The following is a 24,046-nucleotide window of genomic DNA, read 5'->3' as shown; positions in this document are numbered from 1 at the left end:
GATCACCACCGGCGGCACCCGGTAGCCGCCGTTGGCGAACACCGAGTAGGCGCCCACCATCTGCAGCGGCGTGACCGAGCCCGAGCCCAGCGACAGCGTCAGGTTGTCCGGCTGTTTGTCCGGATCGAAGCCGAAGCGCGAGGCCCACTGCCGCGCGCGGTCCGGCCCCACCAGCTGCATCAGCCGCACGGTGACCAGGTTCTTCGAATGGGCCAGCGCCTGGCGCACGCTCATCGGGCCCTCGAAGGTGCCTTCGTAGTTCTTGGGCTCCCAGTCGCCGATCACCAGCGGCGCGTCGTTGACGATGGTGGAGGGCGTGACGCCCTGTTCCAGCGCCGCCGAGTAGACGAAAGGCTTGAAGCTGGAGCCCGGCTGGCGCCAGGCCTGGGTGACGTGGTTGAACTGGTTGCGCGTGAAGTCGAAGCCGCCGACCAGCGCGCGCACATGGCCGGTGTCCGGCTCCATCGCGACGAAGGCGCCCTCGGCCTCGGGCGTCTGCACGACGGCCCAGGCGCCCTGCGGATTGGCCTTGTTCGGCGCGCCGCGCAGGACGCGGATGATCGAGCCGCGCTGGATGAGCAGCTCGTCCTTGGCTTTGGCCGCCAGGCCCGGCTGGGCGACACGCAGGCCATCGCCGGTGATGGTCAGATCGTCCCCGCTGATCAGCGTGGCCTGCAGCTTGCCCGGCGCCACGGCGGTGACGACGGCGGAGCGCAGTTCGTCGTTGTCGGGGTGGTCGGCCAGGGCCTGGCCGATGGCGCTGTCCATCTCGGCGTCGTTGCCGGTGGCCGGCAGCTCGACCTGGCCCTCGGGCCCGCGCCAGGGCTTGCGGCGTTCGTAGTCCAGCAGGCTGCGGCGCAGCGCGTGATAGGCCGTCTCCTGCTCGCCGGCGACCAGCGTCGTGTAGACCTTGAGCCCGCGGGTGTAGCTCTCGTCCCCGTACTTGGCGAAGACCAGCTGGCGGGCCATCTCGGCGGCGTACTCGCCGTGGACCTTGACGTCCTGTGCGGTGCGGATGTGCAGCTTCTCGTCGCGCGCGGCCTGGGCCTGCGCCTCGGTGATCGCGCCGGTGGCCAGCATGCGGTCGATCACGATGGCCTGGCGGCGCGTGGCGCGGGCGAAGTTGACGATCGGGTTGGCGTAGCCCGGGTTCTGCGGCAGGCCGGCGAGCATCGCCGTCTCGGCGACGGACAGTTCCTTCAGGCTCTTGCCGAAGTAGGTGTTGGCCGCGGCTTCGAAGCCGTAGGCCTTCTGACCCAGGTAGATCTGGTTCATGTAGATCTCCAGGATCTCCTTCTTCGACAGCTCGCTCTCGATCTTGTTGGACAGCAGCATCTCGACGAACTTGCGCGAGTAGGCCTTCTTGCGCGTGAGGTAGAGCGTGCGCGCCAGCTGCTGGGTGATCGTCGAGGCGCCGCCGACGGTGCGGCCGTGGATCAGGTTGGTCAGCAGCGCGCGGGCGATGCCGGTGTAGCTGAGGGCTCCGTGCTGGTAGAAGTCGGCGTCCTCGGTGGCGAGCAGCGCATCCTGCATCTGCTTGGGGATCTCCTCCAGCGGCAGGAACTTGCGGCGCTCGGCGCCGTACTCGCCGATCTGCACGTCGTCGGCCGTGTACACGCGCAGAGGCTGCTTGGGCTGATAGTCCTTCAGCTCGGAGATGTCGGGCAGGGTCGGGTAGATCACGGCCGCGGCGATGGCGCCGGCCAGGATCATCAGACCCAGCATGCCCGCGAGGATCAGGCCGAAGAGCTTGAGCTGGGCCGGAGTCGGTTTTTGCATGGAGAAGAGAACTGGGGAGCAGCGGGGGATTATGACCACGCCTGCCGTCGGGTATCGTTCCGGCCATGAACGACATGACCTTCTACTGGCACGACTACGAGACCTTCGGCCGGGTCCCGCGCCGCGACCGGCCCGCCCAGTTCGCCGGCGTCCGCACCGACGCCGAGCTCAACGAGATCGGCGAGCCGCTGATGGTGTACTGCCAGCCCGCGCCCGACTTCCTGCCCGACCCGGAATCCTGCCTGCTGACCGGCATCCTGCCGCAGGCCTGCCTGGAGCAGGGCGTGCCCGAGCACGAGTTCGCCGACCGCATCGAGGCCGAGCTGGCCCGGCCCGGCACCATCGGCCTGGGCTACAACACGATCCGCTTTGACGATGAAGTAACGCGTTATCTCTTCTGGCGCAACCTGATGGATCCCTATGCCCGCGAGTGGCAGAACGGCTGCGGCCGCTGGGACCTGCTGGACGTCGTGCGCTGCGCCTATGCGCTGCGGCCGGGCGGCATCACCTGGCCGAAGCACGATGACGGCCGCCCCTCCTTCAAGCTGGAACACCTGACGGCCGCCAACGGCCTGGCCCACGAGGCGGCGCATGATGCGCTGTCCGACGTGCGCGCCACGATCGCGCTGGCGCGGCTCATCAGGACGGCCCAGCCCAAGCTGTTCGAGTTCTGCCTGCGCCTGCGCGGCAAGGACGCCGTGTGGAATGAGATCGGCGTCGGCAAGCCCTTCCTCCACATCAGCGGCATGTACGGCCCCGAGCGCGGCTGCATCGGCCTGGTGTGGCCGCTGGCGCCGCATCCGACCAACAAGAACGAGCTGATCGTCTGGGACCTGTCCACCGATCCGGCCGAACTGCTGCAGCTCAATGCCGAGCAGATCCGCGGCCGCATGTTCGTCAAGCAGGAAGACCTGCCCGAAGGCACCACCCGGCTGCCGATCAAGACCATCCACGTCAACAAGTCGCCGATCGTGATCGGCAACCTGAAGACGCTGTCGGCGGAGATGGCGCAGCGCTGGAGTCTGGACATCGAGCAGGGGCTGGCCCACGCGCAGGTGCTCGCCGAGAAGGGGCGCCAGCTCGACGGCCTGTGGGGCGCGGTGTTCAAGCGCGAGCCGCTGCCGCCGTCCGACGTGGACGAGGATCTGTATGGCGGCTTCCTCAGCCCCGACGACCGCCGCGCGCTGCAGCGGGTGCGTGCCACCGCGCCCGAGCAGCTCGCCCAGCGGGCCGCCGAAGGCAAGCTGAACTTCACCGACGAGCGGCTGGACGAGCTCGTCTTCCGCTGGCGCGCGCGCAACTTCCCGGCCAGCCTCTCGGAAGCCGAAACCGAGCGCTGGCAGGAACACTGCGCCGCCCGGCTGGAGCAGGCCGCGCCGGTCTTCATGGAGCGCATCGACCAGCTCAGCGAGACGCTGGACGATGCCGACGAGCGGGGCCAGGACATCCTCGGCGCGCTCTACGACTACGCCGAGCAGTTGGCTTAGGGCCACGCTGCATCTGCGGCTCTGCTTGCTGGCCCAACGCAGCCGAACTAGCATCGGTTCGCCTATTCATGGCACCCCTCCATCGGGTGGCATGCGCCCGATGGTTCAGCCTTGTGAGTCAAGCGAGAGAGGTTCTATGCGCAAAACATTCAAAGTGGCTTCCTGCCTGTTGTTGCTCGTCGCGTCCATGGCACATGCCCAGTCCGGGTTCCAGGGCAAATGGGTCGGCACGGCGGCGAAGGCCACGGGCGAGCCTGTGCAGATCCAACTGGTGATCGCCAAGGCCGGGGGCACCCTGCGGCTGGAGCAGGCCCAGGGCTACGTCACCCGCGACCAGTGCCTGGACCGTGACATCCCCGTCACCGTCAATTCGCAGACCGAGTCCGAACTGAACGTGTCCATCAAGGGCAACACGGTCCTCAAGGGCTGCATCGACGAGACGGCGACCTTGAAGCTCGTCGACGGCAAGACCCTGCAGGGCACGCTGCAGGATGGCCGCACGATGAAGCTCGTCAAGAAGTAGGCGGCTGCACCGGTCCATGGCGTCTTGCCGGGGCGGGTCTCGCCCGGCAAGGCGCAGGACGGGAGGGCGGGTGATCGAGAATGCGCCGATGCGCGATGCCTGGAACGGGCATGGCGATCGACGGCGGGGCGCGAGGAACGGGTGCCAGTAAGTCGGTCGTCAGATCGACCCGGCACAGTCGCGGCCAATCAGGTTTTCAGCATCACCCCCAACGGAGACAAGCATCATGAGCGAGACCCACGTCTACCCGCCCAGCGCCGAGTGGCAGGCCCAGGCCCACGTCAAGGGCATGGCCGGCTACCAGGCCCTGGTCGACGAAGCCGAGGCTGACCACGAGGCCTACTGGGCCCGCCTGGCCCGGGAGCTGATCAGCTGGCAGACCCCGTTCACGAAGGTCCTGAACGACAGCGACGCCCCGTTCTTCAAGTGGTTCGAGGACGGCCGGCTGAACGTCTCCTACAACTGCCTGGACCGCAACGTCGAAGCCGGCCTGGGCGGCAAGACCGCGATCATCTTCGAGGCCGACGACGGCACGGTCACGAAGGTCACCTACAGCGAGCTGCTGGAGCGCACCGCCAGGCTGGCCAACGCGCTGAAGGCCCGCGGCGTCAAGAAGGGCGACCGGGTCGTCATCTACATGCCGATGTCGGTCGAGGGCGTGGCCGCGATGCAGGCCTGCGCGCGCATCGGCGCCACCCATTCGGTCGTGTTCGGCGGCTTCTCGGCGCAGAGCCTGCGCGACCGCGTCAACGACGCCGGCGCCGTGCTGCTGATCACCGCCGACGAGCAGCAGCGCGGCGGCAAGTCGCTGCCGCTGAAGGCCATCGTCGACGAGGCGCTGGCCGACGGCGCCTGCCCGACGCTGAAGGACGTGATCGTCTACAAGCGCACCGGCGGCAAGGTCGGCTGGACCGAGGGCCGCGACCTCTGGCTGCATGACGTAACGGCCACCATGAGCGGTGTCTGCGAACCCGAATGGGTGGAGGCCGAGCATCCGCTGTTCCTGCTCTACACCTCCGGCTCCACCGGCAAGCCCAAGGGCGTGCAGCACAGCACCGGCGGCTACCTGCTGCATGCGGCGCTCACGACCAAGTGGACCTTCGACCTCAAGCCCGACGACGTCTTCTGGTGCACCGCCGACATCGGCTGGGTCACCGGCCACACCTACATCAGCTATGGCCCGCTGGCGCTGGGCGGCACCGAGATCGTCTTCGAGGGCATCCCGACCTTCCCGGACGCCGGCCGCTTCTGGCAGACCATCGCCAAGCACAAGGTCACGATCTTCTACACGGCGCCGACGGCGATCCGCTCGCTGATCAAGGCGGCGGAGAGCAACGAAGCCGTCCATCCGAAGCGTTATGACCTGACGAGCCTGCGCCTGCTGGGTTCCGTGGGCGAGCCGATCAACCCGGCCGCCTGGGAGTGGTATCACGCCAACGTCGGCGGCGGCCGCTGCCCGATCGTCGACACCTTCTGGCAGACCGAGACCGGCGGCCACATGATCACCCCGCTGCCCGGCGCCACGCCGCTGGTGCCGGGCTCCTGCACGCTGCCCTTCCCGGGCATCACGGCGGCCATCGTCGACGAGACCGGCAACGATGTGCCGAACGGGCAGGGCGGCATCCTGGTCGTCAAGAAGCCCTGGCCCTCGATGATCCGCACCATCTACGGCGACCCCGAGCGCTTCAAGAAGAGCTACTACCCGCCGGAGCTGAAGGGCTACTACCTCGCCGGCGACGGCGCGATCCGCGACGCACAGACCGGTTACTTCACCATCACCGGCCGTATCGACGACGTGCTCAACGTCTCGGGCCACCGGATGGGCACGATGGAGATCGAGTCGGCGCTGGTGAGCTGCACCGAACTCGTGGCGGAAGCTGCCGTGGTGGGCCGCCCCGACGACACGACCGGCGAGGCCATCTGCGCCTTCGTCGTGCTGAAGCGCCCGCGCCCCAGCGGCGACGAGGCCAAGGCGATCGCCAAGACCCTGCGCGACTGGGTGGCCAAGGAGATCGGCCCGATCGCCAAGCCCAAGGACATCCGCTTCGGCGACAACCTGCCGAAGACGCGCAGCGGCAAGATCATGCGGCGGCTGCTGAGGTCGGTGGCGAAGGGGGAGAACGTGACGCAGGACACCTCGACCTTGGAGAACCCCGCGATCCTGGAGCAGTTGGGCCAGGCGTACTGATCCAAGCAGGCTCAAATGAAAAAAGCCCCGCACAGCGGGGCTTTTTTTCGTCAGCGGACCTAGCGCGTCACTTCAGCGTCAGGATCCACTTGACCAGCTCGGTCGCCTCGGCCTCGCTGACCTGCGTGTTGGCCGGCATCGGCACCGGGCCCCAGGCGCCGGAACCGCCCTTGATGACCTTCTCGGACAGCTTCTTGACGGCGTCCTTGTCCTTGCCGTACTTGGCAGCGACGTCCTTGTAGGCCGGGCCGACGACCTTCTTGTCGATCGAGTGGCAGGCCATGCAGTTCTTCTTCTGCGCGAGTTCGGCAGCGCCTTGGGCGAAGGAAACGGTCGGCAGCAAGGCGGCCGTGGCCAGGGCGGCCAGCGCGATCACGGAGGATTTCATGGGGTCCTTTCGGTTGAGAGCGGTAGCATTCAGGCAATGATACTGCCGGGCGCAATGCCGCCGGCTCATGGAGGAAATGCGATGTGGTTTGTGGGTCTCGGGGTGCTGCTGCTGGTGCTGAAACTGCTGGCCATCGGCCCGGTGGCGGGCTGGGCCTGGTGGTGGGTGCTGTCGCCGTTTGCCGGGGCGCTCGTGTGGTGGGCCTGGGCCGATGCCAGCGGCTACACCAAGCGCAGGGAAATGGACAAGATGGAAGACCGCAAGGAGGCCCGCCGCCAGAAGGCGATGCAGGCGCTCGGCCAGATCGACAAGGACGGCAAGCGGCGCTGATGGGCGCTCAATCGAGCACCGCCCCCTTGCTGGCGCTCGCCGCATTGCGCGCGAACTTCGCCAGCACGCCGCGCGTGTAGCGCGGGGCCGGCTGGGTCCACGCGGCGCGGCGGCGCACCAGTTCCTCGTCGCTGACGTTGAGCTGCAGCAGCAACTGGTGCGCGTCGATCGTGATCGAGTCGCCTTCCTGCACCAGCGCGATCGTGCCGCCCTCGTGGGCTTCGGGCGCGACGTGGCCGACCACCATGCCCCAGGTGCCGCCGGAGAAGCGTCCGTCGGTGATCAGCCCCACCGATTCGCCCAGGCCCTGGCCGATCAGCGCGCCGGTGGGCGCCAGCATCTCGGGCATGCCGGGGCCGCCCTTGGGGCCCAGGTAGCGCAGCACCATCACGTCGCCGGCCTTGATCTGCCGGGCCATGATGGCGGCCAGCGCCGACTGCTCGTCGTCGAACACCCGCGCGGGGCCGGTGATGACCGGGTTCTTCAGCCCGGTGATCTTGGCCACGCAGCCTTCGGTGGCGAGGTTGCCGCGCAGGATGGCCAGGTGGCCGTGCTCGTACATCGGCGCGGTGATCGGCCGGATCACGTCCTGGTCGGCGCGCAGCGGCGGCACGTCGGCCAGATTCTGCGCGACCGTCCTGCCGGTGATCGTCATGCAGTCGCCGTGCAGCAGGCCGGCGTCCAGCAGCACCTTCATCACGGCCGGGATGCCGCCGGCCTTGTGCAGGTCAACCGCCAGGTACTTGCCGCTGGGCTTGAGGTCGCAGAGCACCGGGGTCCTGGCGCGGACGCGCTCGAAGTCGTCGATCGTCCAGTCCACCTCGGCCGCATGGGCGATGGCCAGGAAATGCAGCACCGCATTGGTGGAGCCGCCGGTGGCCATGATGACGGCCACCGCGTTCTCGATCGATTCGCGGGTGACGATGTCGCGCGGCTTCAGGTCGGCCTTCACCGCTTCCACCAGCACCGCGGCCGCCTGCTGCACGTTGACAACCACCTCGTCCTCGACGTTGGCCATCGTCGACGAGTAGGGCAGGCTCATGCCCAGCGCCTCGAAGGACGAGCTCATCGTGTTGGCGGTGTACATGCCGCCGCAGGAGCCGCTGCCCGGGATCGCGCGGCGCTCGATCTGGCAGAAGTCTTCCTCGCTCATATTGCCGGCGCTGAACTGGCCCACCGCCTCGAACACGCTGACGATGTTCAGGTCCTGCCCCTTGTAGTGGCCGGGCTTGATCGTGCCGCCGTAGATGTAGATGGCCGGCACGTTGGCGCGCAGCATGCCCATCATGCCGCCGGGCATGTTCTTGTCGCAGCCGCCGATCACCAGCACGCCGTCCATCCACTGGCCGCCGACGCAGGTCTCCACGCAGTCGGAGATCACCTCGCGCGAGACCAGGCTGTACTTCATGCCCTCGGTGCCCATGGCCATGCCGTCGGAGATGGTCGGGGTGCCGAAGACCTGCGGGTTCGCCCCGGCGGCCTTCAGGCCCTCGACGGCGGCATCGGCCAGCTTCTGCAGGCCGGAATTGCAGGGCGTGATGGTCGAGTGCCCGTTGGCGACGCCGATCATCGGCTTGCCGAAGTCGCTCTCCTGGTAGCCCATGCCGTAGTACATCGAGCGGTTCGGTGCGCGGGCCACGCCTTCGGTGATGTGGCGCGAGCGGCGATTGAAGTTGCCCATCCGGGGTCTCCTGCTGAGGTGCCGGCCCCAGTATCCGGCAAGGGTCATACTTGTGTCTCTCGAGATTCGTGTCAGGCAGTTCAGATGATCCGTCGATTCCTTCCGTTAGCGGCCCTGGTGGCCACGCTGAGCGGCCAGGCCAGCGCACTCAAGGACCCGCAATGGGCCGACTGGCTCGACAAGGGCCGCACCGAGCAGCTGGAGAGCGCCGCCCAGGCGCGCCTTGCCGCCCGGCCGGATGAAGCCCAGGCCCAGGTTGCCCTGGCCCTGGCCCAGGCCGACCGCATCGATGGCGCCCGCCTCGACGCCGCCCATCGCAGCGCCGAGGATTGCATCTCGGCCCACCGGGACGAGGCCGCCTGCTACTACGCGCTGGGCGCGGTGCAGGGCGTGCAGGCGCTGGCCGGCGGGGCGATGAAGGCGATCTCGCTGGCCGGCAAGGTGCGCGACAACCTGGGCCGCGCGCTGGAGCTGGACCCCGGCCTGCTGGAGGCGCGGGTGCTGCTGGCGCAGTTCTACCTGCGCGTGCCGGGCATCGCGGGCGGCAGCATGTCCAAGGCGCGCGAGCTGGCTGCCGGCGCGCCCACGCCAGGTCAGGCGGCGCTGGTGCGCGCGCTGGTGGCCGCGCAGGCCAAGGACTGGGCCGCCGAAGAGCGCGAGCTGCGCGGCATCAAGGCCGGCGGCGATGCGGCGCTGAAGAGCGCCGTGCGCGAGGCCTGGGGCCAGCTGGGCACCGACCTGATGTGGGCCAAGCAGCCGGACAAGGCGCAGGAGGTGTTCCGGGCGCTGCAGCGCGACTGGCCCCAGCACGCGCTCGGCTGGTACGCCATGGGCCGCCTGGAAGCCTCGCAGGGGCGCAACGAGGAGGCCGTGCGCCTGTTCGAGAAGGCCGCTTCGATGGACGGCGCGGACAAGCTGCCGATCGACCACCGCCTCGGCCAGGCGCTGGCTGACAAGGGCGACAAGGCCGAGGCCCGCCGTGCGCTGGAGCGCTTCGTGGCCAACAAGCGCTCCAATCCCGCCAACGTCAAGGACGCGCGCAAGCTGCTGGGGGAGCTGGGCCAGGGCTGAATGGGGCTCGTTATGATGCCGCCCTTGTCCTGACCCCCTCAACGCATGCTCGTCCATCCTGAGTTCAATCCCGTCGCCATCGCGATCGGCCCCGTGGCCGTGCACTGGTACGGGCTGACCTATCTCGCGGCCTTCGGCCTGTTCCTGTGGCTGGCCAATCTGCGCGTGAAGCAGCCGCAGTTCGCGGCCCGCGGCTGGACCCGCGGCGATGTGGACGACCTGCTGTTCTTCGGCGTGCTGGGCGTGGTGCTGGGCGGGCGGTTGGGCTATGTGCTGTTCTACAAGCCCGACTACTACGCGAAGAACCTGCTGGAGATCTTCGCGGTCTGGAAGGGCGGCATGTCCTTCCATGGCGGCCTGCTGGGCGTGATCGCGGCGCTGTGGCTGTTCGCCCGCGTGCGCGGCCGGCCCTTCCTCGAGGTGGGTGACCTGGTCGCGCCCTGCGTGCCGACCGGCCTGGCCGCCGGCCGCATCGGCAATTTCATCAATGGGGAACTGTGGGGCCGCGCGGCCGACCCGAGCCTGCCCTGGGCGATGGTGTTCCCGCAGGCGCATGACGGAGGCATCCCGCGCCATCCCTCGCAGATCTACCAGTTCCTCGGCGAAGGCCTGCTGCTCTTCGTGCTGCTGTGGCTGTACGCGCGCCATCCGCGCAAGACCGGCCAGGTCTCGGGCCTGTTCCTGGTGGGCTACGGCATCCTGCGCTTCATCGCCGAATACTTCCGCGAACCCGACGACTTCCTGCCGCTGGACAGCCGCTGGCTGCACCTGAGCCAGGGCCAGTGGCTGTGCGTGCCGATGGTGCTGGCCGGCCTGGCGATGTGGGCCTGGGCCACGAAGCGCAAGGAGGCTTGAACACGATGCGCCAGATCTTCTTCGACACTGAAACCACCGGCCTCGAAGCCAACGGCGGCGACCGCATCGTCGAGATCGGCTGCGTGGAGATGGTCAACCGGCAGCTGACCGGCCGCTACCTGCACCTCTACGTCAACCCCGAGCGCGACATGCCCGAGGAGGCGTTCAACGTGCACGGGCTGTCGGCCGAGTTCCTGTCCGACAAGCCGAAGTTCGCCGAGATCGTCGACGAGTTCGTCGAGTTCGTCGCAGGCTCGGAGCTGGTGATCCACAACGCGGCCTTCGACATCGGCTTCGTCAACGCGGAACTGAAGCGCCTGGGCCGCCCGGTCATCCACGAGCAGATCGGCGGCGTGCGCGACACGCTGGCGATGGCCCGCGAGATGTTCCCGGGCAAGAAGAACACGCTGGACGCGCTCTGCTCGCGCCTGGACGTGGACAACTCCAAGCGCGAGCTGCACGGCGCCCACATCGACGCCAAGCTGCTGGCCCAGGTCTACATCAACATGACCCGCGGGCAGGACTCGCTGGTCATCGACGAGTCAGCGGGCGAGGGCGGAGGCGGTGGCGAGCTGCGTATCGCTGCCGTCGACTTGAGCCGTTATGCGCTGCCGGTGCTGCGCGCCGGCGAGGCCGAGCTCGCGCTGCATGCCAAGGTGATGACCGAGCTGGACAAGGCCAGCGGCGGCAAGCGCATCTGGCAGGACGAACAGGCGCCGCAAGTTTCTTGATTGAGGCGCCGGATTTTCATGGCACAATAGCGGGCTTCGCTGCTGCAGAAATGCGGTGACGAAGAAGACAGATCGGGCGGTTAGCTCAGGGGTAGAGCATCACATTCACACTGTGGGGGTCGGGGGTTCGAAACCCTCACCGCCCACCAGCCTGAAGGCTGGTGGAACGCGATCTGAACGACGGAATACAGGGCGGTTAGCTCAGGGGTAGAGCACGACATTCACACTGTCGGGGTCGGGGGTTCGAAACCCTCACCGCCCACCAATACGGAACCACGCCGGATCGAGCGATCCCGCGTGGTTTTGTCTTTCTGGGCGCCGGCTGCCTGCCGGGCTTGGAACGACAATTGCCACGAGCAGCCCAACAGGAGGACACGATCATGGAAGCCGCCCACCACCGATTCTCCGAACTCTTCGCCCAGCTGGGCCTGCCCGACGACGATGCCTCGATCGGCCGCTTCATCCACGCGCACCGCCCGCTGCCGCCCGACGTGCTGCTGGCCCAGGCCCCGTTCTGGACGCCGGCCCAGGCGGCGCTCTTGAACGACGGCGTCGGCCGCGATGCCGACTGGGCCGAGGTGATCGACCAACTGAACCTCGCGCTGCGCTGAGTTTCAGAGTTACTCACCCATCGTGGAATTCTTTCTGGACGACTGGCCGATCGGCCAGATCGAGGACGGGCGCGCCGCGCTGCTGCCGGCGGTGCTGCCCTCGGCGCGCCGCGACGGTGGCGTGATGCGCTGGCGTCCCGGCAGCGACGATCCCGGCGAGCGCTCCGCGCAAATCCAGGACGCGGCGCTCGCGCTGCACCGGCTCGGCCACATCCACGGCTGGCGCAGTGAGCGCTACCGCTGCGAGATGCCGGTGGCCGATCCGTGCCTGGCCTTCGGCGAGGAGCTGTTCACGCTGGAGCGCTCGGCCTTCCGCTTCTTCGGGTTGATGAGCCGGGCGGTGCATGTGAATGGCCTGCTGGCCGACGGGCGGGTCTGGTGCGGGCGCCGCTCGACGCTGAAGGCAATCGATCCCGGGCGGCTGGACAGCCTGGCCGCCGGAGGCCTCGGCGCCGGCGAGGACCTGCTGGACTGCGCGCGCCGCGAGCTGTTCGAGGAGGCTGGCGTGCCCGCGGCGCTGGCGGCCGGCCTGGTTTCGCGCGGTGCCGTGCGCACGCGCCGCATGGAGCTGGAGGGCTGGCACGACGAGGTGCTGCACGTGTACGACCTGGCGCTGCCGGCCGACTTCGCGCCCGCCAACCAGGACGGCGAGGTCAGCGAATTCCTGCTGCTCTCGCCCGGGCAGCTTCAGGCGCGTCTCGGAGAGATGACGGCCGATGCCGCCGCCGCGCTGCAACTCTCAAAGTTGATGTAGCGCGATCGCCGAGCCTGCCCCATTGGGCGAAACCTTTGGACATAATGCGCGCACGAGGGATCTGTGCGCAGGGCGCGCAGATGGTGAACGTCGTCCAAGGTGTAACGAACGATGAGCGCGACGAACAGCGCATCAGCAAGCAGCCGGCCCGCCGTCTGGGTGCTATTGAGGGGACTGTCCCGAGAGAGTGGCCATTGGGGCCAGTTTCCGGTCATGCTGCGCGAGCAACTGCAGGCGCAGCAGCCCGGTGCTCGGCTGATCCTGCTCGACCTGCCGGGCACCGGGGTGTTGCATCAGCAGCCGAGCCCGATGCAGGTGCCCGCCATCGTCGAGGCCTGCCGGGACGAACTGGCCGCACGCGGCGTTGACGGCCCGGTCCATCTGCTGGCGATGTCGCTGGGCGCGATGGTGGTCAGCGACTGGGTGGCTCGCTACCCGCGTGAGGTCAGCGGCGCGGTGCTGATCAACACCAGCCTGCGGCCCTTCGTCGCCTTCTACCGGCGCTACCTGCGGCCGAGCTACCTCGCGCTGCTGCTGCTGAGCCTGAACCGCCGTGCGGCCCGCCGCCGCGAGGCGCGCGTGCTGAGCCTGACGACACGGCTGCTGCCGCGCGACGACGAATCGACGCTTGACCAGTGGGTGAGCCTGCAGCGCGAGCACCCGGTGGGCCTGCGCAATACGCTGCGCCAGGCGGTGGCGGCGATCAGCTACCGGGCCAGCCGCGGGCGTCCGGCGACGCCGATGCTGCTCCTGTGCAGCAAGGCCGACCAGGTGGTGGACTGGCGCTGCTCCCGCGCGATCAGCCGCGCCTGGGGCGCGCCGCTGCGCCTGCATACGAAGGCCGGGCACGACCTGCCGCTGGACGATGGCCCCTGGGTGGCGCGCGCCGTCGGCGAGTGGCTGCAGATGCGCCAGATGCAGGGCGTGCTGCGCTGACGACGAAGCAGCCGGGCAAACAAAAAGCCCGCCGAAGCGGGCTTTTGCATTTGCACCAGAGCTGGTTTGTTAGGCGGCCAGGGCCTTGATCTTGGCCGACAGGCGGCTCTTGTGACGAGCGGCCTTGTTCTTGTGGAAGATGCCCTTGTCGGCGACCGAGTCGATCACCGATTGAGCGTGCTTGAACAGGTCAGCAGCCTTGGTCTTGTCGCCAGCGACAACGGCCTTTTGCACGTTCTTGATGACCGTGCGGAAATGCGAGCGCAGCGCGGTGTTGGCGGCGTTGAGCTTAACGTCCTGACGGGCGCGCTTCAGGCCCGATGCCGTGCGGACGGTCTTCTTGGCTTTGGAGGAGGTTGCCATGCTGTGGTTCTACCCAGTTGGTGCAAAGACCGCGAGTATAGCAGTCAAATCGCTCGATGACAAAGTTCTGACACTCGGCGTCAGCGAGGGCAGGGCGGCGGCGCTGATAATGCGGCGCCCCGGAGCCCCGCTTCGGGCTCGTGTTCCACTGCCCCTGCCCATGAACCTGCTGCGTGCTGCCTCCCTGATTTCCGTCCTGACGCTGGTGTCGCGCATCCTGGGCCTGGTCCGCGAGCAGATGCTGGCCGCGCTGTTCGGTGCCAGCACGCTGACCGACGCCTACCAGGTGGCCCTGCGCATTCCGAACCTGCTGCGCCGGCTGTTCGCCGAGGGGGCGTTCTCGCAGGCCTTCGTGCCGGTCCTGGCTGCCGCCCGCGCCCGCGATGGCGACGAGGCCACGCACGCGCTGATCGACGCGGTCGCGACCATCCTGGCCTGGGTGCTGGCGCTCGTCTGCATCGTGGGCGTCATCGGCGCGCCGGTGCTGGTCTGGATGCTGGGCGCGGGCCTCACCGACGAGGGCCGCGACGCCGCGATCGTGATGACCCGCTGGATGTTCCCCTACATCGGCTGCATCTCGCTGGTGGCGCTGGCGGGCGGCATCCTGAATACCTGGCGGCGCTTCATGGTGGCGGCGGTCACGCCGGTGCTGCTGAACCTCAGCGTTATCTTTGCCGGCTGGTGGCTCGTGCCGCACATGGCCGGCTGGGGCTGGCGGCCGATCTATGCGCTGGCGATCGGCGTGATGATCGGCGGCATCCTGCAACTGCTGGTGCAGATCCCGGCGCTGGCGCGCATCGGCGCGCTGCCGCGGCCGATGAAGCTCAGCCTTGCCTGGCAGCATCCGGGCGTGCGGCGCGTGCTGGCGCAGATGGCGCCGGCGCTGGTCGGCGTCGGCGTGGCGCAGCTCTCGCTGCTGATCAACACCCAGCTGGCACTGGCGGTCGGCGTCGGTGCGGCGTCCTGGCTGACCTATGCGGACCGGCTGATGGAGTTCCCGATCTCGCTGCTGGGCGTGGCCCTGGGCGCGGTGCTGACGCCGCAGCTTTCGGCCGTGCGCGCCAAGGGCGAGATGGAGGCCTATTCGAACCTGCTGGACTGGGGCCTGCGCCTGGTCTCGCTGCTGGCCGTGCCCTGCGGCGTGGCCCTGGTGGCCTTTGCCAAGCCGATGGTGGCGGTGCTGTACAACCGGGGGCACTTCAATGCCGAGGACGTGATGCACACGACCCATGCGGTGATGGGCTACGGCTTCGGCCTCCTGGGCCTGGTGGCGGTGAAGGTCCTGGCGCCGGGTTTCTACGCCAGCCAGGACACGAGGACGCCGGTGCGCATCGCGATCGCGGTGCTGGTGGTCACGCAGTTGCTGAACCTGGTCTTCGTGCCGCTGCTGGGCGTCGCGGGGCTGGCCCTGTCCATCGGCCTGGGCGCGATGATCAACGCCGGCATGCTGCTGCGCGGCCTGCGCAAGGTCGGCAGCTACAAGCCGAAGGCCGGCTGGCGCGTCTTCCTGCTGCGCGTCGCGGCCGCCAGCGCCGCGATGGGCGCGCTGCAATATGAACTCTCCACCCGGCTGGACTGGGTGGCGATGGGCGCTCACGAAGGCTTGCGCGCGCTGGCCTTGGCAGGCAGTCTTGCGGCATCGGCCGCGCTCTACTTCATCGTGCTGGTGGTGTGCGGCCAGGACCTGAAGACCTTCCTCCGCCGTTCCGCATGAACCCACGCCTGCTGCACGCCCCGACGCCGCTGGAATACTTCGCGACCCTGGTGGCCGACGATGCAGGCCTGAACCTGCTGGAGGCGGCCGCCTCGATCGCGCAGGACGAACTGCCCGAGGTCGACGCGCAGGGCGTGCTGGCCGAGGTCGACGCCTTGGCCCAGCGCCTGCGCGACCGCATCCCGGCCGATGCCTCGCCCGCGCACCGGCTGCGCCTGCTGACGCGCTACTTCCATGTGGAACTGGGCTTCGCCGGCAACGTCAACGACTACTACGCCCGCGGCAACAGCTATGTCCACCAGGTGCTGGCCACGCGCCGCGGCATCCCGATCAGCCTGGCCGTCATCTTCCTGGAGATGGCCACGCAGATCGGCCTGCGCGCGCAGGGCATCTCCTTCCCCGGCCACTTCCTCGTCAAGCTGAGGATCGACGCGCACGAGGTGGTGCTGGACCCCTTCACCGGCCAGTCGCTGTCGCGCAACCGGCTCGACGAACTGCTGCAGAGCTACCGCCATGGCAGCGGCCTGCCGGACGACCTGGAACTGCCGGTGGAGCTGTTCCTGCAGGCCGCCACGCCGCGCCAGATCCTGGCCCGGATGCTGCGCAACCTGAAGGAGATCCATCGCGCCGCGGAGGACATGCCGCGTTTGCTGGCGGTGCAGCAGCGCCTGGTGCTGCTGCTGCCGGCCGATGCCGGCGAGCGCCGCGACCGCGGCCTGCTGCTGGAGACGCTGGGCCATTGGCCGGCCGCCGCCGAGGACCTGGCCTTCTACCTCGAACACCAGCCCCAGGCGCCCGACAGCGCGGCGCTGCGCCAGCGCCTGCGCGCGCTGCGCGAGCGGGGTGAGCCGCCCTTGCATTGACGATTCACTGAATAGAATCGCGGGCCATTCATCCCACCATGACACTCACCTCAGCTCAACGCCAGGCGCTTGCCTGGACGGTATTGGCCGTCCTTGGGTTCGCGCTGCTCTGGCTGCTCTCGCCGGTGCTCGCGCCCTTCATCCTGGCGGCGGTGCTGGCCTATGCGCTGACGCCGGCGGTCGAGGCGCTGGTGCGTCGCCGCGTGCCGCGGATGCTGGCGGTGGCGCTGGTGGAGCTGCTGCTGATCCTGGCCGTCAGCACGGCCTTGCTGCTGGTGATCCCGATCCTCAGCAAGGAGCTGCCGCTGCTGAAGCAGCAGATCCCGCTGCTGGTGACCTCGCTGAACGAGAACGTCGTGCCCTGGCTGCAGTCGCATGGCGTGCAGGTCTCGCTGGACGCGGCCAGCGTCAAGGCCTTCGTCTTCAAGTACCTGGATGCCAACATCGAGGACTGGATCGCCACCGGCCTGTCCTCGGCCCGCATCGGCGGCAGCTTCCTGCTGGCCATCATCGGCAATGCGGTGCTGCTGCCGGTGGTGCTGTTCTACCTGCTGTACGACTGGCCCTCGCTGCTGGAGCGGGGCTGGCGGCTGGTGCCGCCGCGCGCGCGGCCGTCGGTCGGCGGCTTCCTGAAGGAATGCGACCAGATGCTGGGCCAGTACCTGCGCGGGCAGATCCTGGTGATGCTGCTGCTGGCCGTCTACTACAGCGTGGCGCTGGGCCTGGCCCGCTTCGAGCTGGCGCTGCCGATCGGCGTGTTCACCGGCCTGGCGGTGTTCATCCCTTATCTCGGCTTCGGCAGCGGCCTGCTGCTGGCCCTGCTGGCCGGCGCGCTGCAGTTCGCGAGCTGGTACGGGCTGATCGCGGTGGCGGTGGTCTACGGCCTGGGCCAGTTGCTGGAGAGCTTCGTGCTGACGCCGCGCCTGGTGGGCGAGCGCATCGGCCTGTCGCCGCTGATGGTGATCTTCGCGCTGCTGGCCTTCGGCCACCTGTTCGGTTTTGTCGGTGTGCTGATCGCCTTGCCGGTCAGCGCGCTGGGCGTGGTGGCCGTGCGCCGGCTGCACGCCGCCTATTTGGATAGCCCGCTGTACCAGGGCTGAGGTCTTCTTGAAACAGATTCCGCTAGCGATCGGCCCGGCGCCGGTCTTCACCTTCGACAACTTCCTGCCCGGCGCCAATGCCGCCGCGCTGGCCCAGCTGCGCGCGCTGACACCCGGCGCGCCGCCGGTCTTTCTCTGGGGCCTGCGCGGCAGCGGCAAGACCCATGTGCTGCGTGCGCTGGCCGAGCGCTGGCAGGCCGGCGGCGCCCAGGTCGGCTGGTACGACGCCGACACCTGCGTGCCCTGGGAACTGCCGGCCCAGCCGAGCCTCTTGCTGCTCGACGACTGCGAGCGCTTCGACGAAGGCCAGCAGCGCGCGGCCTTCGCGCTCTTCGTGGAGGCGGCGACGCTGGGCCTGGCGATCGTCGCCACCGGCGACGCCCCGCCCACCGATCTGGCGCTGCGCGACGACCTGCGCTCGCGCCTCGGCTGGGGCCCCACCTTCGCGCTGCAGCCGCTGTCCGAGGCCGAGACCCGCGCCGCGCTGCGCCGCGAGGCAGACCGTCGAGGCTTGCTGTTAGGCGACGAGATCATCGACTACCTGCTCACCCGTTTCGCCCGCGACCTGAAGCACCTGATGCAGCTGCTGCAGCGGCTGGATGACTTCGCGATGGCCGCCAAGCGCGCCGTCACCCTGCCGCTGCTCAAGCAGATGCTGGCCGACGAGGAAACAAGCACCCCTTTGCCATGAACCTGACCCTCTTCGACCTCGACGGCACGCTGATCCCCGGCGATTCCGACCACGCCTTCGGCGCCTTCATGGTCAGCATCGGCTGGGCCGACGGCGCAGCCTGGCAGGCCCGCAACGACCAGTTCTATGCCGACTACACGGCCGGCAAGCTGGACCTGGATGCCTACATCGACTTCGCCACTTCGGTCTGGCGCGCCCGCCCGATGGTGGAGGCGCTGGCCGCCCGCGAGCGCTACATGGCCGAGGTGATCCAGCCGATGATCCGCGCCAATGCGCTGGACCTGGTGCGCGAGCACCAGCAGGCCGGCGACCTGGTGGCCGTGGTCACCGCCACCAACGAGTTCGTCACCACGCCGATCGCCGCGGCCTTCGGCGTCGAGCACCTGATCGCCGTCCGCCTGGCCCGTGACGGGGCAGGGCGCTACACCGGCCATGTGGACGGCGTGCCGTCCTTCCAGGCCGGCAAGATCGCGCGGGTGCAGGACTGGCTCGCCGGCTTGGGGCGACAATGGGCGGACTTCGAGCGCGTCACGTTCTACAGCGACTCGACCAACGACCTTCCCCTGCTGGACATCGTCAGCCACCCGGTGGCGACGAACCCCTCGCCGGCGCTGGCCGATATCGCCACCGCGCGTGGCTGGCCCATTCTTCAGTTATTCGCATGATCAAGAAATTCATTGACAAGCTGCTCGGCAAGAGCGCGGCAGCCAGTCCGCTGGGCAAGCGCGTGGAGGTGCAGGCGGCCGACCACGGCATCGACCCCAAGCTGCTGGACGAGCGCGCGGTGCGCGTCGTGCAGACGCTGGCCGACGGCGGCTTCGAGGCCTACATCGTCGGCGGCGCGGTGCGCGACCTGCTGCTGGGCATGCGGCCCAAGGACTTCGACGTGGCCACCAACGCCACGCCCGAGCAGGTCAAGGGCCTGTTCCGCCGCGCCTTCATCATCGGCCGGCGCTTCCGCATCGTCCACGTCGTCTACGGCCGCGGGCGCGAGCACGAGGTGATCGAGGTCTCCACCTTCCGCGCGCTGCTGGGCAGCGAGGCCGCCGAGCAGGTGAAGGGCGACGAGAAGAGTTCCAAGGCCGAGCTGGCCGGCAAGAGCCATGTGGTCGATGCCGAGGGCCGGGTGCTGCGCGACAACGTCTGGGGCCCGCAGATCGAGGACGCCGCGCGCCGCGACTTCACCGTCAACGCGATGTACTACGACCCGCAGCGCCAGCTGCTGGTGGACTACCACGGCGGCATGGCCGACGCGAAGAAGCGCGTGCTGCGCATGATCGGCGACCCGGACACCCGCTACCGCGAGGACCCGGTGCGCATCGTGCGTGCGGTGCGCTTCGCCGCCAAGCTGGGCTTCGAGCTGGAGCCCAAGACGCGCGCGCCGGTCAAGGCCTGCGCCGCGCTGCTCGCCAACGTGCCGCCCTCGCGCATGTTCGACGAGATGATCAAGCTGCTGCAGACGGGGCACTCGCTGGCCAGCCTGCGCGAGCTGAAGAAGCAGGGCCTGGCCCGCGGCGTGTTCCCGATCCTGGACGCGATGCTGACCAAGGACGGCGAACTGGCCGAGGGCGTGGCCGGCAAGTTCGTGCAGATGGCCTTCGAGGACACCGACCGCCGCGTGCAGGAAGGCCGCGGCGTCAGCCCCAGCTTCATGCTCGCCTGCATGCTGTGGCGCGAGGTGCTGGACCGCTGGACCCGCATCCGCGAGGGCGGCGAGCCGACGGTGCCGGCGCTGTCGATGGCGATCGACGAGGTCTTCGACAAGCGCATCGGCGACATCTCCGGCCGCGGCAAGCTGGCCACCGACATGCGCGAGATCTGGATGATGCAGCCGCGCTTCGAGCGCCGCAGCGGCTCGGGCGTGTACACGTTGGTCGAGCAGCCGCGCTACCGCGCCGGCTTCGACTTCCTGCGCCTGCGCGCCGATGCCGGCGAGATCGACGGCGCCCTGGCCGACTGGTGGGAAGACTTCGCGCTGGGCAGCGAGGACGACCGCGCCGCGCTGGTCGAGGAGGCGCGCGAGAAGGACAAGAAGACCCGCGGCCCCAAGGTGCACCAGGTGCCGCGCAAGCCGCAGGCGCCGAAGGCGGAGCAGCAGGGCGACGACACGGCCGAGGCGAGCGTCGAGGGCGATGGCGCCTCTGCGCCGGCCAAGAAGCGCCGCCGCCGCCGCAAGCCCGCGGGCGCCAAGGCGGCCGGCGGCAGCGCGGATGTCGGCGCCTGATTCGGTCCGGGCCTACATCGGCCTGGGCGCCAACCTCGGCGACCTGCGCCGCACGCTGGACGAGGCGCTGGTTGCGCTGGCGGCATTGCCGCTGACGGAACTGCGGGCCGCGTCCGGCTTCTATCGCACCGCGCCCGTCGATGCCGGCGGCCCCGACTACCTGAACGCCGTCGTGATGCTCGACACCACGCTGGCGCCCGAGGCGCTGCTGGACGCCCTGCAGGCCATCGAACAGGCCCACGGTCGCGAACGGCCCTACGTCAACGCGCCGCGCACACTGGACCTGGACCTGCTGCTCTACGGCGACCGGCGCATCGTCACGCCGCGCCTCACCGTGCCCCATCCCCGCCTGCACCGGCGCGCCTTCGTGCTGCATCCGCTGCTGGAGCTGACGCCCGATCTCGACGCGCCCGGCCTCGGTCCCTTGAGCGGCCATCTGGCCGCGGTGGCCGACCAAGCCATCACCCGCCTTGACGCGACAAGCTGAGCGTCTTTGCAACCGTGACGGGAATATGAACGATTGGTGACAGCTCCAATTACACTCTCGCCCTTGCCGGGCGCGCGCCGTCGCCGCGCCGGGCCCAGGAGAGAACATGTTTTTTGGCAAGCTGCTGCCCCGAGAGGGCAATTTTTTCGAGCTCTTCAATGAGCACGGCGCTCAGATCGTCGAAGGCGCGCGCGCCTTCATGCTGATGATCCAGAACTACAACGACCTCGACCAGCGCGAGAAGTACGCGGCCGAGGTCGACAAGGCCGAGCACCATGCCGACCGCGTGACCGCCGAGGTCAACCGCATGCTGCACCGGACCTTCATCACGCCGATCGACCGCGAGCAGATCCACAGCCTGATCAACGCGATGGACGACATCCTGGACCTGCTCCAGGACTCATCCGAGACCATGTCGCTGTATGACGTGCGCTCGATCCCTGAGGAAGTGCTGCGCCTGGGCGAACTCTCGGCCAAGTGCTGCGAGCGCGTCCAGCATGCCGTCTCGCTGCTGCCCAAGCTCAGCGAGCCCAAGACCGCCGAGGCCGCGATCAAGACCTGCGAGGAGATCGACAAGCTCGAGTCCGACGCCGACCGCGTGATGCGCGCGGCCATGTCCAAGCTGTTCCGTGAGCAGCCGGACGTGCGCGAACTGATCAAGCTGAAGGCCATCTACGAGCAGCTGGAGTCCATCTCCGACCGCTGCGAAGACGTGGCCAACCTGATCGAAGGCATCGTTCTCGAGAATTCCTGAAGAAGAACATGCACGCTCAAACGGTACAGGTGGCCTTCTGGGTCGTCGCGCTGCTGGTCGTCATGGCCATCGCGTTCGACTTCATGAACGGCTTCCATGACGCGGCCAACTCGATCGCCACGGTGGTCTCCACCGGCGTGCTGAAGCCGCAGCAGGCGGTGCTGTTCGCCGCCTTCTTCAACGTCGTCGCCATCGCCATCTTCGAGCTGAAGGTGGCGGCCACGGTGGGCAAGGGCACGGTCGACCCGGGCATCGTCGATCACCATGTGATCTTCGGCGCGCTGACCGGCGCGATCGCCTGGAACGTGATCACCTGGTGGTATGGCATCCCGTCGAGCTCCTCGCATGCGCTGATCGGCGGCCTGGTGGGCTCGGTGATCGCCAAGGCCGGCGCCAGCAAGCTGGTGGCCTCCGGCATCCTGAAGACGGTGCTGTTCATCTTCGTCTCGCCGCTGCTGGGTTACCTGCTCGGCTCTCTGATGATGGTGGTCGTCGCCTGGCTGTTCCGCCGCACGCCGCCACTGCGCGTGGACAACTGGTTCCGCCGCCTTCAACTGGTGTCGGCCGGCCTCTACAGCCTCGGCCACGGTGGCAACGACGCGCAGAAGACGATCGGCCTGATCTGGCTGCTGCTGATCACCAGCGGCTATGCGGAGGCGGGCGCCGCTTCGCCGCCGGTGTGGGTGATCGCGGCCTGCTACATCGCCATCGGCCTGGGCACGATGTTCGGCGGCTGGCGCATCGTCCGCACGATGGGCCAGAAGATCACCAAGCTGAAGCCGGTCGGTGGCTTCTGCGCGGAGACGGGTGGCGCGATCACGCTGTTCCTGGCCACCGCCCTGGGCGTGCCGGTCTCGACCACGCACACGATCACCGGCGCCATCGTCGGCGTGGGTTCGGTGCAGCGCGCCTCCAGCGTGCGCTGGGGCGTGGCCGGCAACATCGTCTGGGCCTGGATCTTCACGATCCCGGCCTCGGCCTTCATCGCCGGGGTCTGCTACTGGGTTTCGTTCACGATGTTCTGACGAACAAGCGGGCCCCTCGGGGGCCGTTCTTCATGGTCAGACCTGCGATTCGAAGTAACGCTGCGCGCTGAACGCGATCGTCGACATCAAGACGATGCCGCCGAGGAAGACGCAGCACACGACGCCGATGACGGCGGCCCAGCCGCTCGCGCGCTCGGGCTGCCCGGGGTTCCAGCGCGCGTTCCAGCGCTCGTCCGGCGTCAGCCCGTAGACGATGCCGTGGATCATGCCCTGCACGAGCATCGCGCCCAGGAAGGGGATCAGCAGCCAGGCGAGGCGGTCGTCCTGGCCCAGCTGGTCCATGCGCTGCACGCCGTACAGGCCGACCAGCGTCGGCGCTGCATGCAGCCAGGCGAGGCGGTCGCCGAAGCCGCGCAGGTAGAGGCGGTGCACACCCAGGCTGCCCAGCGCCAGCGCCAGCCAGGTGGCGGCGGCCTTCGATTTGTAGACGGCGCTCATGCCGGGCTGTTGGTGTCGCCGGGGCCCAGTTGGCGCTGCATCAGGACGACGTCCAGCCAGCGACCGAACTTCCAGCCGGCGCTCTTGAGCACGCCAGTATGCTCGAAGCCCAGCGAGGTGTGCACGCCGATCGAGCCCTTGTTCTGCGCATCGCCGATGACGGCCAGCATCTGGCGCGCGCCCGCGGCCTCGCAGCGGGCCATGAGCTCGGCCAGCAGCAGCTTGCCCACGCCCTTGCCCTGGGCGGCCGGCGACAGGTAGATCGAATCCTCCAGGCAGAAGCGGTAGGCCATGCGCGGACGGAAGTAGTTGGCGTAGGCATAACCCGTTACTTCGCCGTCCTGCTCGGCCACCAGCCAAGGCAGGGCGCGGCCGAGCACCTCGGCGCGGCGGCGGGTCATCTCGGCCAGGTCCGGAACCTCGGTCTCGAAGGTGCCGGTGCCGTGCAGCACGGCCTGTTCGTAGATGGCATGAATGGCCGGGATGTCGGCTTCGGTGCTGGGGCGCAGCGTGATCGCCGGCGCGGGTTTGAGGGCTTCTTGGCTCATTTGGCTTGGTAAGGGCAATTCCCCAGTTTATAATGCGCGGTTCTGGTGCTGGCCGGATTGAAGCCCGGCGTATGAGTCTCGCACTTGCGGCACCGAAAGCGACTGGCGTTGTTCCAACGCGGTCACTCCGATCTTCTCGCCCAGAGTGTCTCCTGGCGCGGTCGATCCTTCTTTAAGTTCTCAAGGAATCATCATGGTTGTTATTCGTCTGGCTCGCGGCGGCTCCAAGAAGCGCCCCTTCTACAACATCGTCGTGGCCAACAGCCAGAACCGTCGTGACGGCCGCTTCATCGAGCGCGTCGGCTTCTACAACCCGGTTGCCTCCGGTGCTGCCGAGTCGCTGCGCGTCGCTACTGACCGCGTGGCTTACTGGACCGGCGTTGGCGCACAGCTGTCGCCGACCGTCGCCCGCCTGGTCGCCGACGCTGCCAAGAAGACCGTCGCCGCTGCCTAAGCTGCCGACTGCCAGCCCGCTGCCATGACC

At 68.5% G+C, this 24,046-nt stretch carries 26 protein-coding genes and 2 tRNA genes; 22 read left to right on the top strand and 6 right to left on the bottom strand.

Annotated features, from left to right (window positions below):
- Positions 1-1,779, bottom strand: a 1,779-nt coding sequence (locus tag B0W88_RS16350; RefSeq protein WP_077035711.1) for a penicillin-binding protein 1A, incomplete at its 3' end; no start/stop codon positions are given.
- A gap of 65 nt (positions 1,780-1,844) precedes the next feature.
- On the opposite strand from B0W88_RS16350, the gene sbcB reads away from it, so the two are divergent.
- From sbcB to acs, 3 genes are all read left to right on the top strand, one after another.
- Entirely contained in the window at positions 1,845-3,266 is a 1,422-nt protein-coding gene (sbcB, locus tag B0W88_RS16345) for an exodeoxyribonuclease I (RefSeq protein WP_077035710.1), read from the top strand.
- A 187-nt stretch (positions 3,267-3,453) separates the two neighbouring features.
- The gene (locus tag B0W88_RS16340; protein ID WP_077035709.1) at positions 3,454-3,789 is read left to right on the top strand and encodes a hypothetical protein; all 336 of its coding nucleotides are present in this window, start codon (positions 3,454-3,456) and stop codon (positions 3,787-3,789) included.
- Between the two features lie 226 nt (positions 3,790-4,015).
- Positions 4,016-5,977 carry an acetate--CoA ligase gene (gene acs / locus B0W88_RS16335; protein ID WP_077035708.1) on the top strand — a complete coding sequence of 654 codons (1,962 nt, stop codon included), beginning with the start codon at positions 4,016-4,018 and terminating at the stop codon, positions 5,975-5,977.
- A gap of 67 nt (positions 5,978-6,044) precedes the next feature.
- Here the strand turns inward: acs and B0W88_RS16330 are convergent, their stop codons facing one another.
- Complete coding sequence (locus B0W88_RS16330; RefSeq protein WP_077035707.1) at positions 6,045-6,365, bottom strand: c-type cytochrome; 321 nt, start codon at positions 6,363-6,365, stop codon at positions 6,045-6,047.
- Between the two features lie 81 nt (positions 6,366-6,446).
- Here B0W88_RS16330 and B0W88_RS16325 point away from each other — a divergent pair, with 81 nt between their 5' ends.
- Entirely contained in the window at positions 6,447-6,695 is a 249-nt protein-coding gene (locus B0W88_RS16325; protein ID WP_077035706.1) for a TIGR04438 family Trp-rich protein, read from the top strand.
- Positions 6,696-6,702: 7 nt separating this feature from the next.
- Here B0W88_RS16325 and ilvD read toward each other — a convergent pair whose 3' ends face one another.
- On the bottom strand, positions 6,703-8,376 hold the full coding sequence (gene ilvD, locus B0W88_RS16320) for a dihydroxy-acid dehydratase (protein WP_077035705.1): 1,674 nt from the start codon (positions 8,374-8,376) through the stop codon (positions 6,703-6,705).
- Positions 8,377-8,460: 84 nt separating this feature from the next.
- On the opposite strand from ilvD, the gene B0W88_RS16315 reads away from it, so the two are divergent.
- The 8 genes from B0W88_RS16315 to B0W88_RS16280 all read left to right on the top strand — a co-directional run bounded on the left by B0W88_RS16315 (position 8,461) and on the right by B0W88_RS16280 (position 13,334).
- Entirely contained in the window at positions 8,461-9,447 is a 987-nt protein-coding gene (locus B0W88_RS16315) for a lipopolysaccharide assembly protein LapB (protein WP_144006799.1), read from the top strand.
- Between the two features lie 45 nt (positions 9,448-9,492).
- On the top strand, positions 9,493-10,302 hold the full coding sequence (gene lgt, locus B0W88_RS16310) for a prolipoprotein diacylglyceryl transferase (RefSeq protein WP_077035703.1): 810 nt from the start codon (positions 9,493-9,495) through the stop codon (positions 10,300-10,302).
- A gap of 5 nt (positions 10,303-10,307) precedes the next feature.
- A complete protein-coding gene (dnaQ, locus tag B0W88_RS16305; protein ID WP_077035712.1) occupies positions 10,308-11,033 on the top strand; it encodes a DNA polymerase III subunit epsilon in 726 nt (241 codons plus the stop codon).
- A 74-nt stretch (positions 11,034-11,107) separates the two neighbouring features.
- Positions 11,108-11,182 (top strand) — tRNA-Val (locus B0W88_RS16300).
- A 41-nt stretch (positions 11,183-11,223) separates the two neighbouring features.
- Positions 11,224-11,298, top strand: a tRNA-Val gene (locus tag B0W88_RS16295).
- A gap of 115 nt (positions 11,299-11,413) precedes the next feature.
- Positions 11,414-11,644, top strand: coding sequence for a DUF2789 domain-containing protein (locus B0W88_RS16290; RefSeq protein ID WP_077035702.1), 231 nt, complete (start codon positions 11,414-11,416; stop codon positions 11,642-11,644).
- 22 nt (positions 11,645-11,666) lie between these two features.
- Positions 11,667-12,398: an NUDIX hydrolase family protein gene (locus B0W88_RS16285; protein WP_077035701.1), complete on the top strand. Its 732-nt coding sequence runs from the start codon at positions 11,667-11,669 to the stop codon at positions 12,396-12,398.
- 213 nt (positions 12,399-12,611) lie between these two features.
- Positions 12,612-13,334: an alpha/beta fold hydrolase gene (locus B0W88_RS16280; protein WP_233151732.1), complete on the top strand. Its 723-nt coding sequence runs from the start codon at positions 12,612-12,614 to the stop codon at positions 13,332-13,334.
- Between the two features lie 69 nt (positions 13,335-13,403).
- On the opposite strand, the gene rpsT is transcribed toward B0W88_RS16280, so the two are convergent.
- Positions 13,404-13,697: a 30S ribosomal protein S20 gene (rpsT, locus tag B0W88_RS16275; RefSeq protein ID WP_077035699.1), complete on the bottom strand. Its 294-nt coding sequence runs from the start codon at positions 13,695-13,697 to the stop codon at positions 13,404-13,406.
- 160 nt (positions 13,698-13,857) lie between these two features.
- Here rpsT and murJ point away from each other — a divergent pair, with 160 nt between their 5' ends.
- From murJ to B0W88_RS16230, 9 genes are all read left to right on the top strand, one after another.
- Positions 13,858-15,411, top strand: a complete 1,554-nt coding sequence (gene murJ / locus B0W88_RS16270; RefSeq protein WP_077035698.1) for a murein biosynthesis integral membrane protein MurJ — start codon at positions 13,858-13,860, stop codon at positions 15,409-15,411.
- Positions 15,408-16,274 carry a SirB1 family protein gene (locus tag B0W88_RS16265; RefSeq protein WP_077035697.1) on the top strand — a complete coding sequence of 289 codons (867 nt, stop codon included), beginning with the start codon at positions 15,408-15,410 and terminating at the stop codon, positions 16,272-16,274. The genes murJ and B0W88_RS16265 overlap by 4 nt, the downstream gene beginning before the upstream one ends.
- A 38-nt stretch (positions 16,275-16,312) precedes the next feature.
- Positions 16,313-17,374 (top strand): AI-2E family transporter, encoded by a 1,062-nt coding sequence (locus tag B0W88_RS16260; protein ID WP_077035696.1) that lies wholly within the window; start codon positions 16,313-16,315, stop codon positions 17,372-17,374.
- Positions 17,375-17,381: 7 nt separating this feature from the next.
- The gene (gene hda, locus B0W88_RS16255) at positions 17,382-18,065 is read left to right on the top strand and encodes a DnaA regulatory inactivator Hda (protein ID WP_077035695.1); all 684 of its coding nucleotides are present in this window, start codon (positions 17,382-17,384) and stop codon (positions 18,063-18,065) included.
- Positions 18,062-18,730: an HAD family phosphatase gene (locus tag B0W88_RS16250; RefSeq protein ID WP_077035694.1), complete on the top strand. Its 669-nt coding sequence runs from the start codon at positions 18,062-18,064 to the stop codon at positions 18,728-18,730. Before hda ends, B0W88_RS16250 begins: the two co-directional genes overlap by 4 nt.
- Positions 18,727-20,289: a polynucleotide adenylyltransferase PcnB gene (pcnB, locus tag B0W88_RS16245; RefSeq protein WP_077035693.1), complete on the top strand. Its 1,563-nt coding sequence runs from the start codon at positions 18,727-18,729 to the stop codon at positions 20,287-20,289. Before B0W88_RS16250 ends, pcnB begins: the two co-directional genes overlap by 4 nt.
- The gene (gene folK / locus B0W88_RS16240; RefSeq protein WP_077035692.1) at positions 20,276-20,776 is read left to right on the top strand and encodes a 2-amino-4-hydroxy-6-hydroxymethyldihydropteridine diphosphokinase; all 501 of its coding nucleotides are present in this window, start codon (positions 20,276-20,278) and stop codon (positions 20,774-20,776) included. Before pcnB ends, folK begins: the two co-directional genes overlap by 14 nt.
- 106 nt (positions 20,777-20,882) lie before the next feature.
- Positions 20,883-21,530 carry a DUF47 domain-containing protein gene (locus B0W88_RS16235; protein WP_077035691.1) on the top strand — a complete coding sequence of 216 codons (648 nt, stop codon included), beginning with the start codon at positions 20,883-20,885 and terminating at the stop codon, positions 21,528-21,530.
- A gap of 8 nt (positions 21,531-21,538) precedes the next feature.
- Entirely contained in the window at positions 21,539-22,555 is a 1,017-nt protein-coding gene (locus tag B0W88_RS16230; RefSeq protein WP_077035690.1) for an inorganic phosphate transporter, read from the top strand.
- Between the two features lie 36 nt (positions 22,556-22,591).
- Here B0W88_RS16230 and B0W88_RS16225 read toward each other — a convergent pair whose 3' ends face one another.
- On the bottom strand, positions 22,592-23,014 hold the full coding sequence (locus B0W88_RS16225; RefSeq protein WP_077035689.1) for an NINE protein: 423 nt from the start codon (positions 23,012-23,014) through the stop codon (positions 22,592-22,594).
- The gene (locus tag B0W88_RS16220) at positions 23,011-23,562 is read right to left on the bottom strand and encodes a GNAT family N-acetyltransferase (RefSeq protein WP_077035688.1); all 552 of its coding nucleotides are present in this window, start codon (positions 23,560-23,562) and stop codon (positions 23,011-23,013) included. Before B0W88_RS16220 ends, B0W88_RS16225 begins: the two co-directional genes overlap by 4 nt.
- A 193-nt stretch (positions 23,563-23,755) precedes the next feature.
- Between B0W88_RS16220 and rpsP the strand changes: the two genes are divergently transcribed.
- Complete coding sequence (gene rpsP, locus B0W88_RS16215) at positions 23,756-24,016, top strand: 30S ribosomal protein S16 (protein WP_077035687.1); 261 nt, start codon at positions 23,756-23,758, stop codon at positions 24,014-24,016.
- Positions 24,017-24,046: the final 30 nt, after the last annotated feature.

This window comes from Pelomonas sp. KK5 (assembly GCF_001984095.1).
GTDB lineage: Bacteria > Pseudomonadota > Gammaproteobacteria > Burkholderiales > Burkholderiaceae_C > KK5.
The sequence above is the reverse complement of the archived record's forward strand: the minus strand, read 5'-3'. Positions and strand labels throughout refer to the sequence as shown.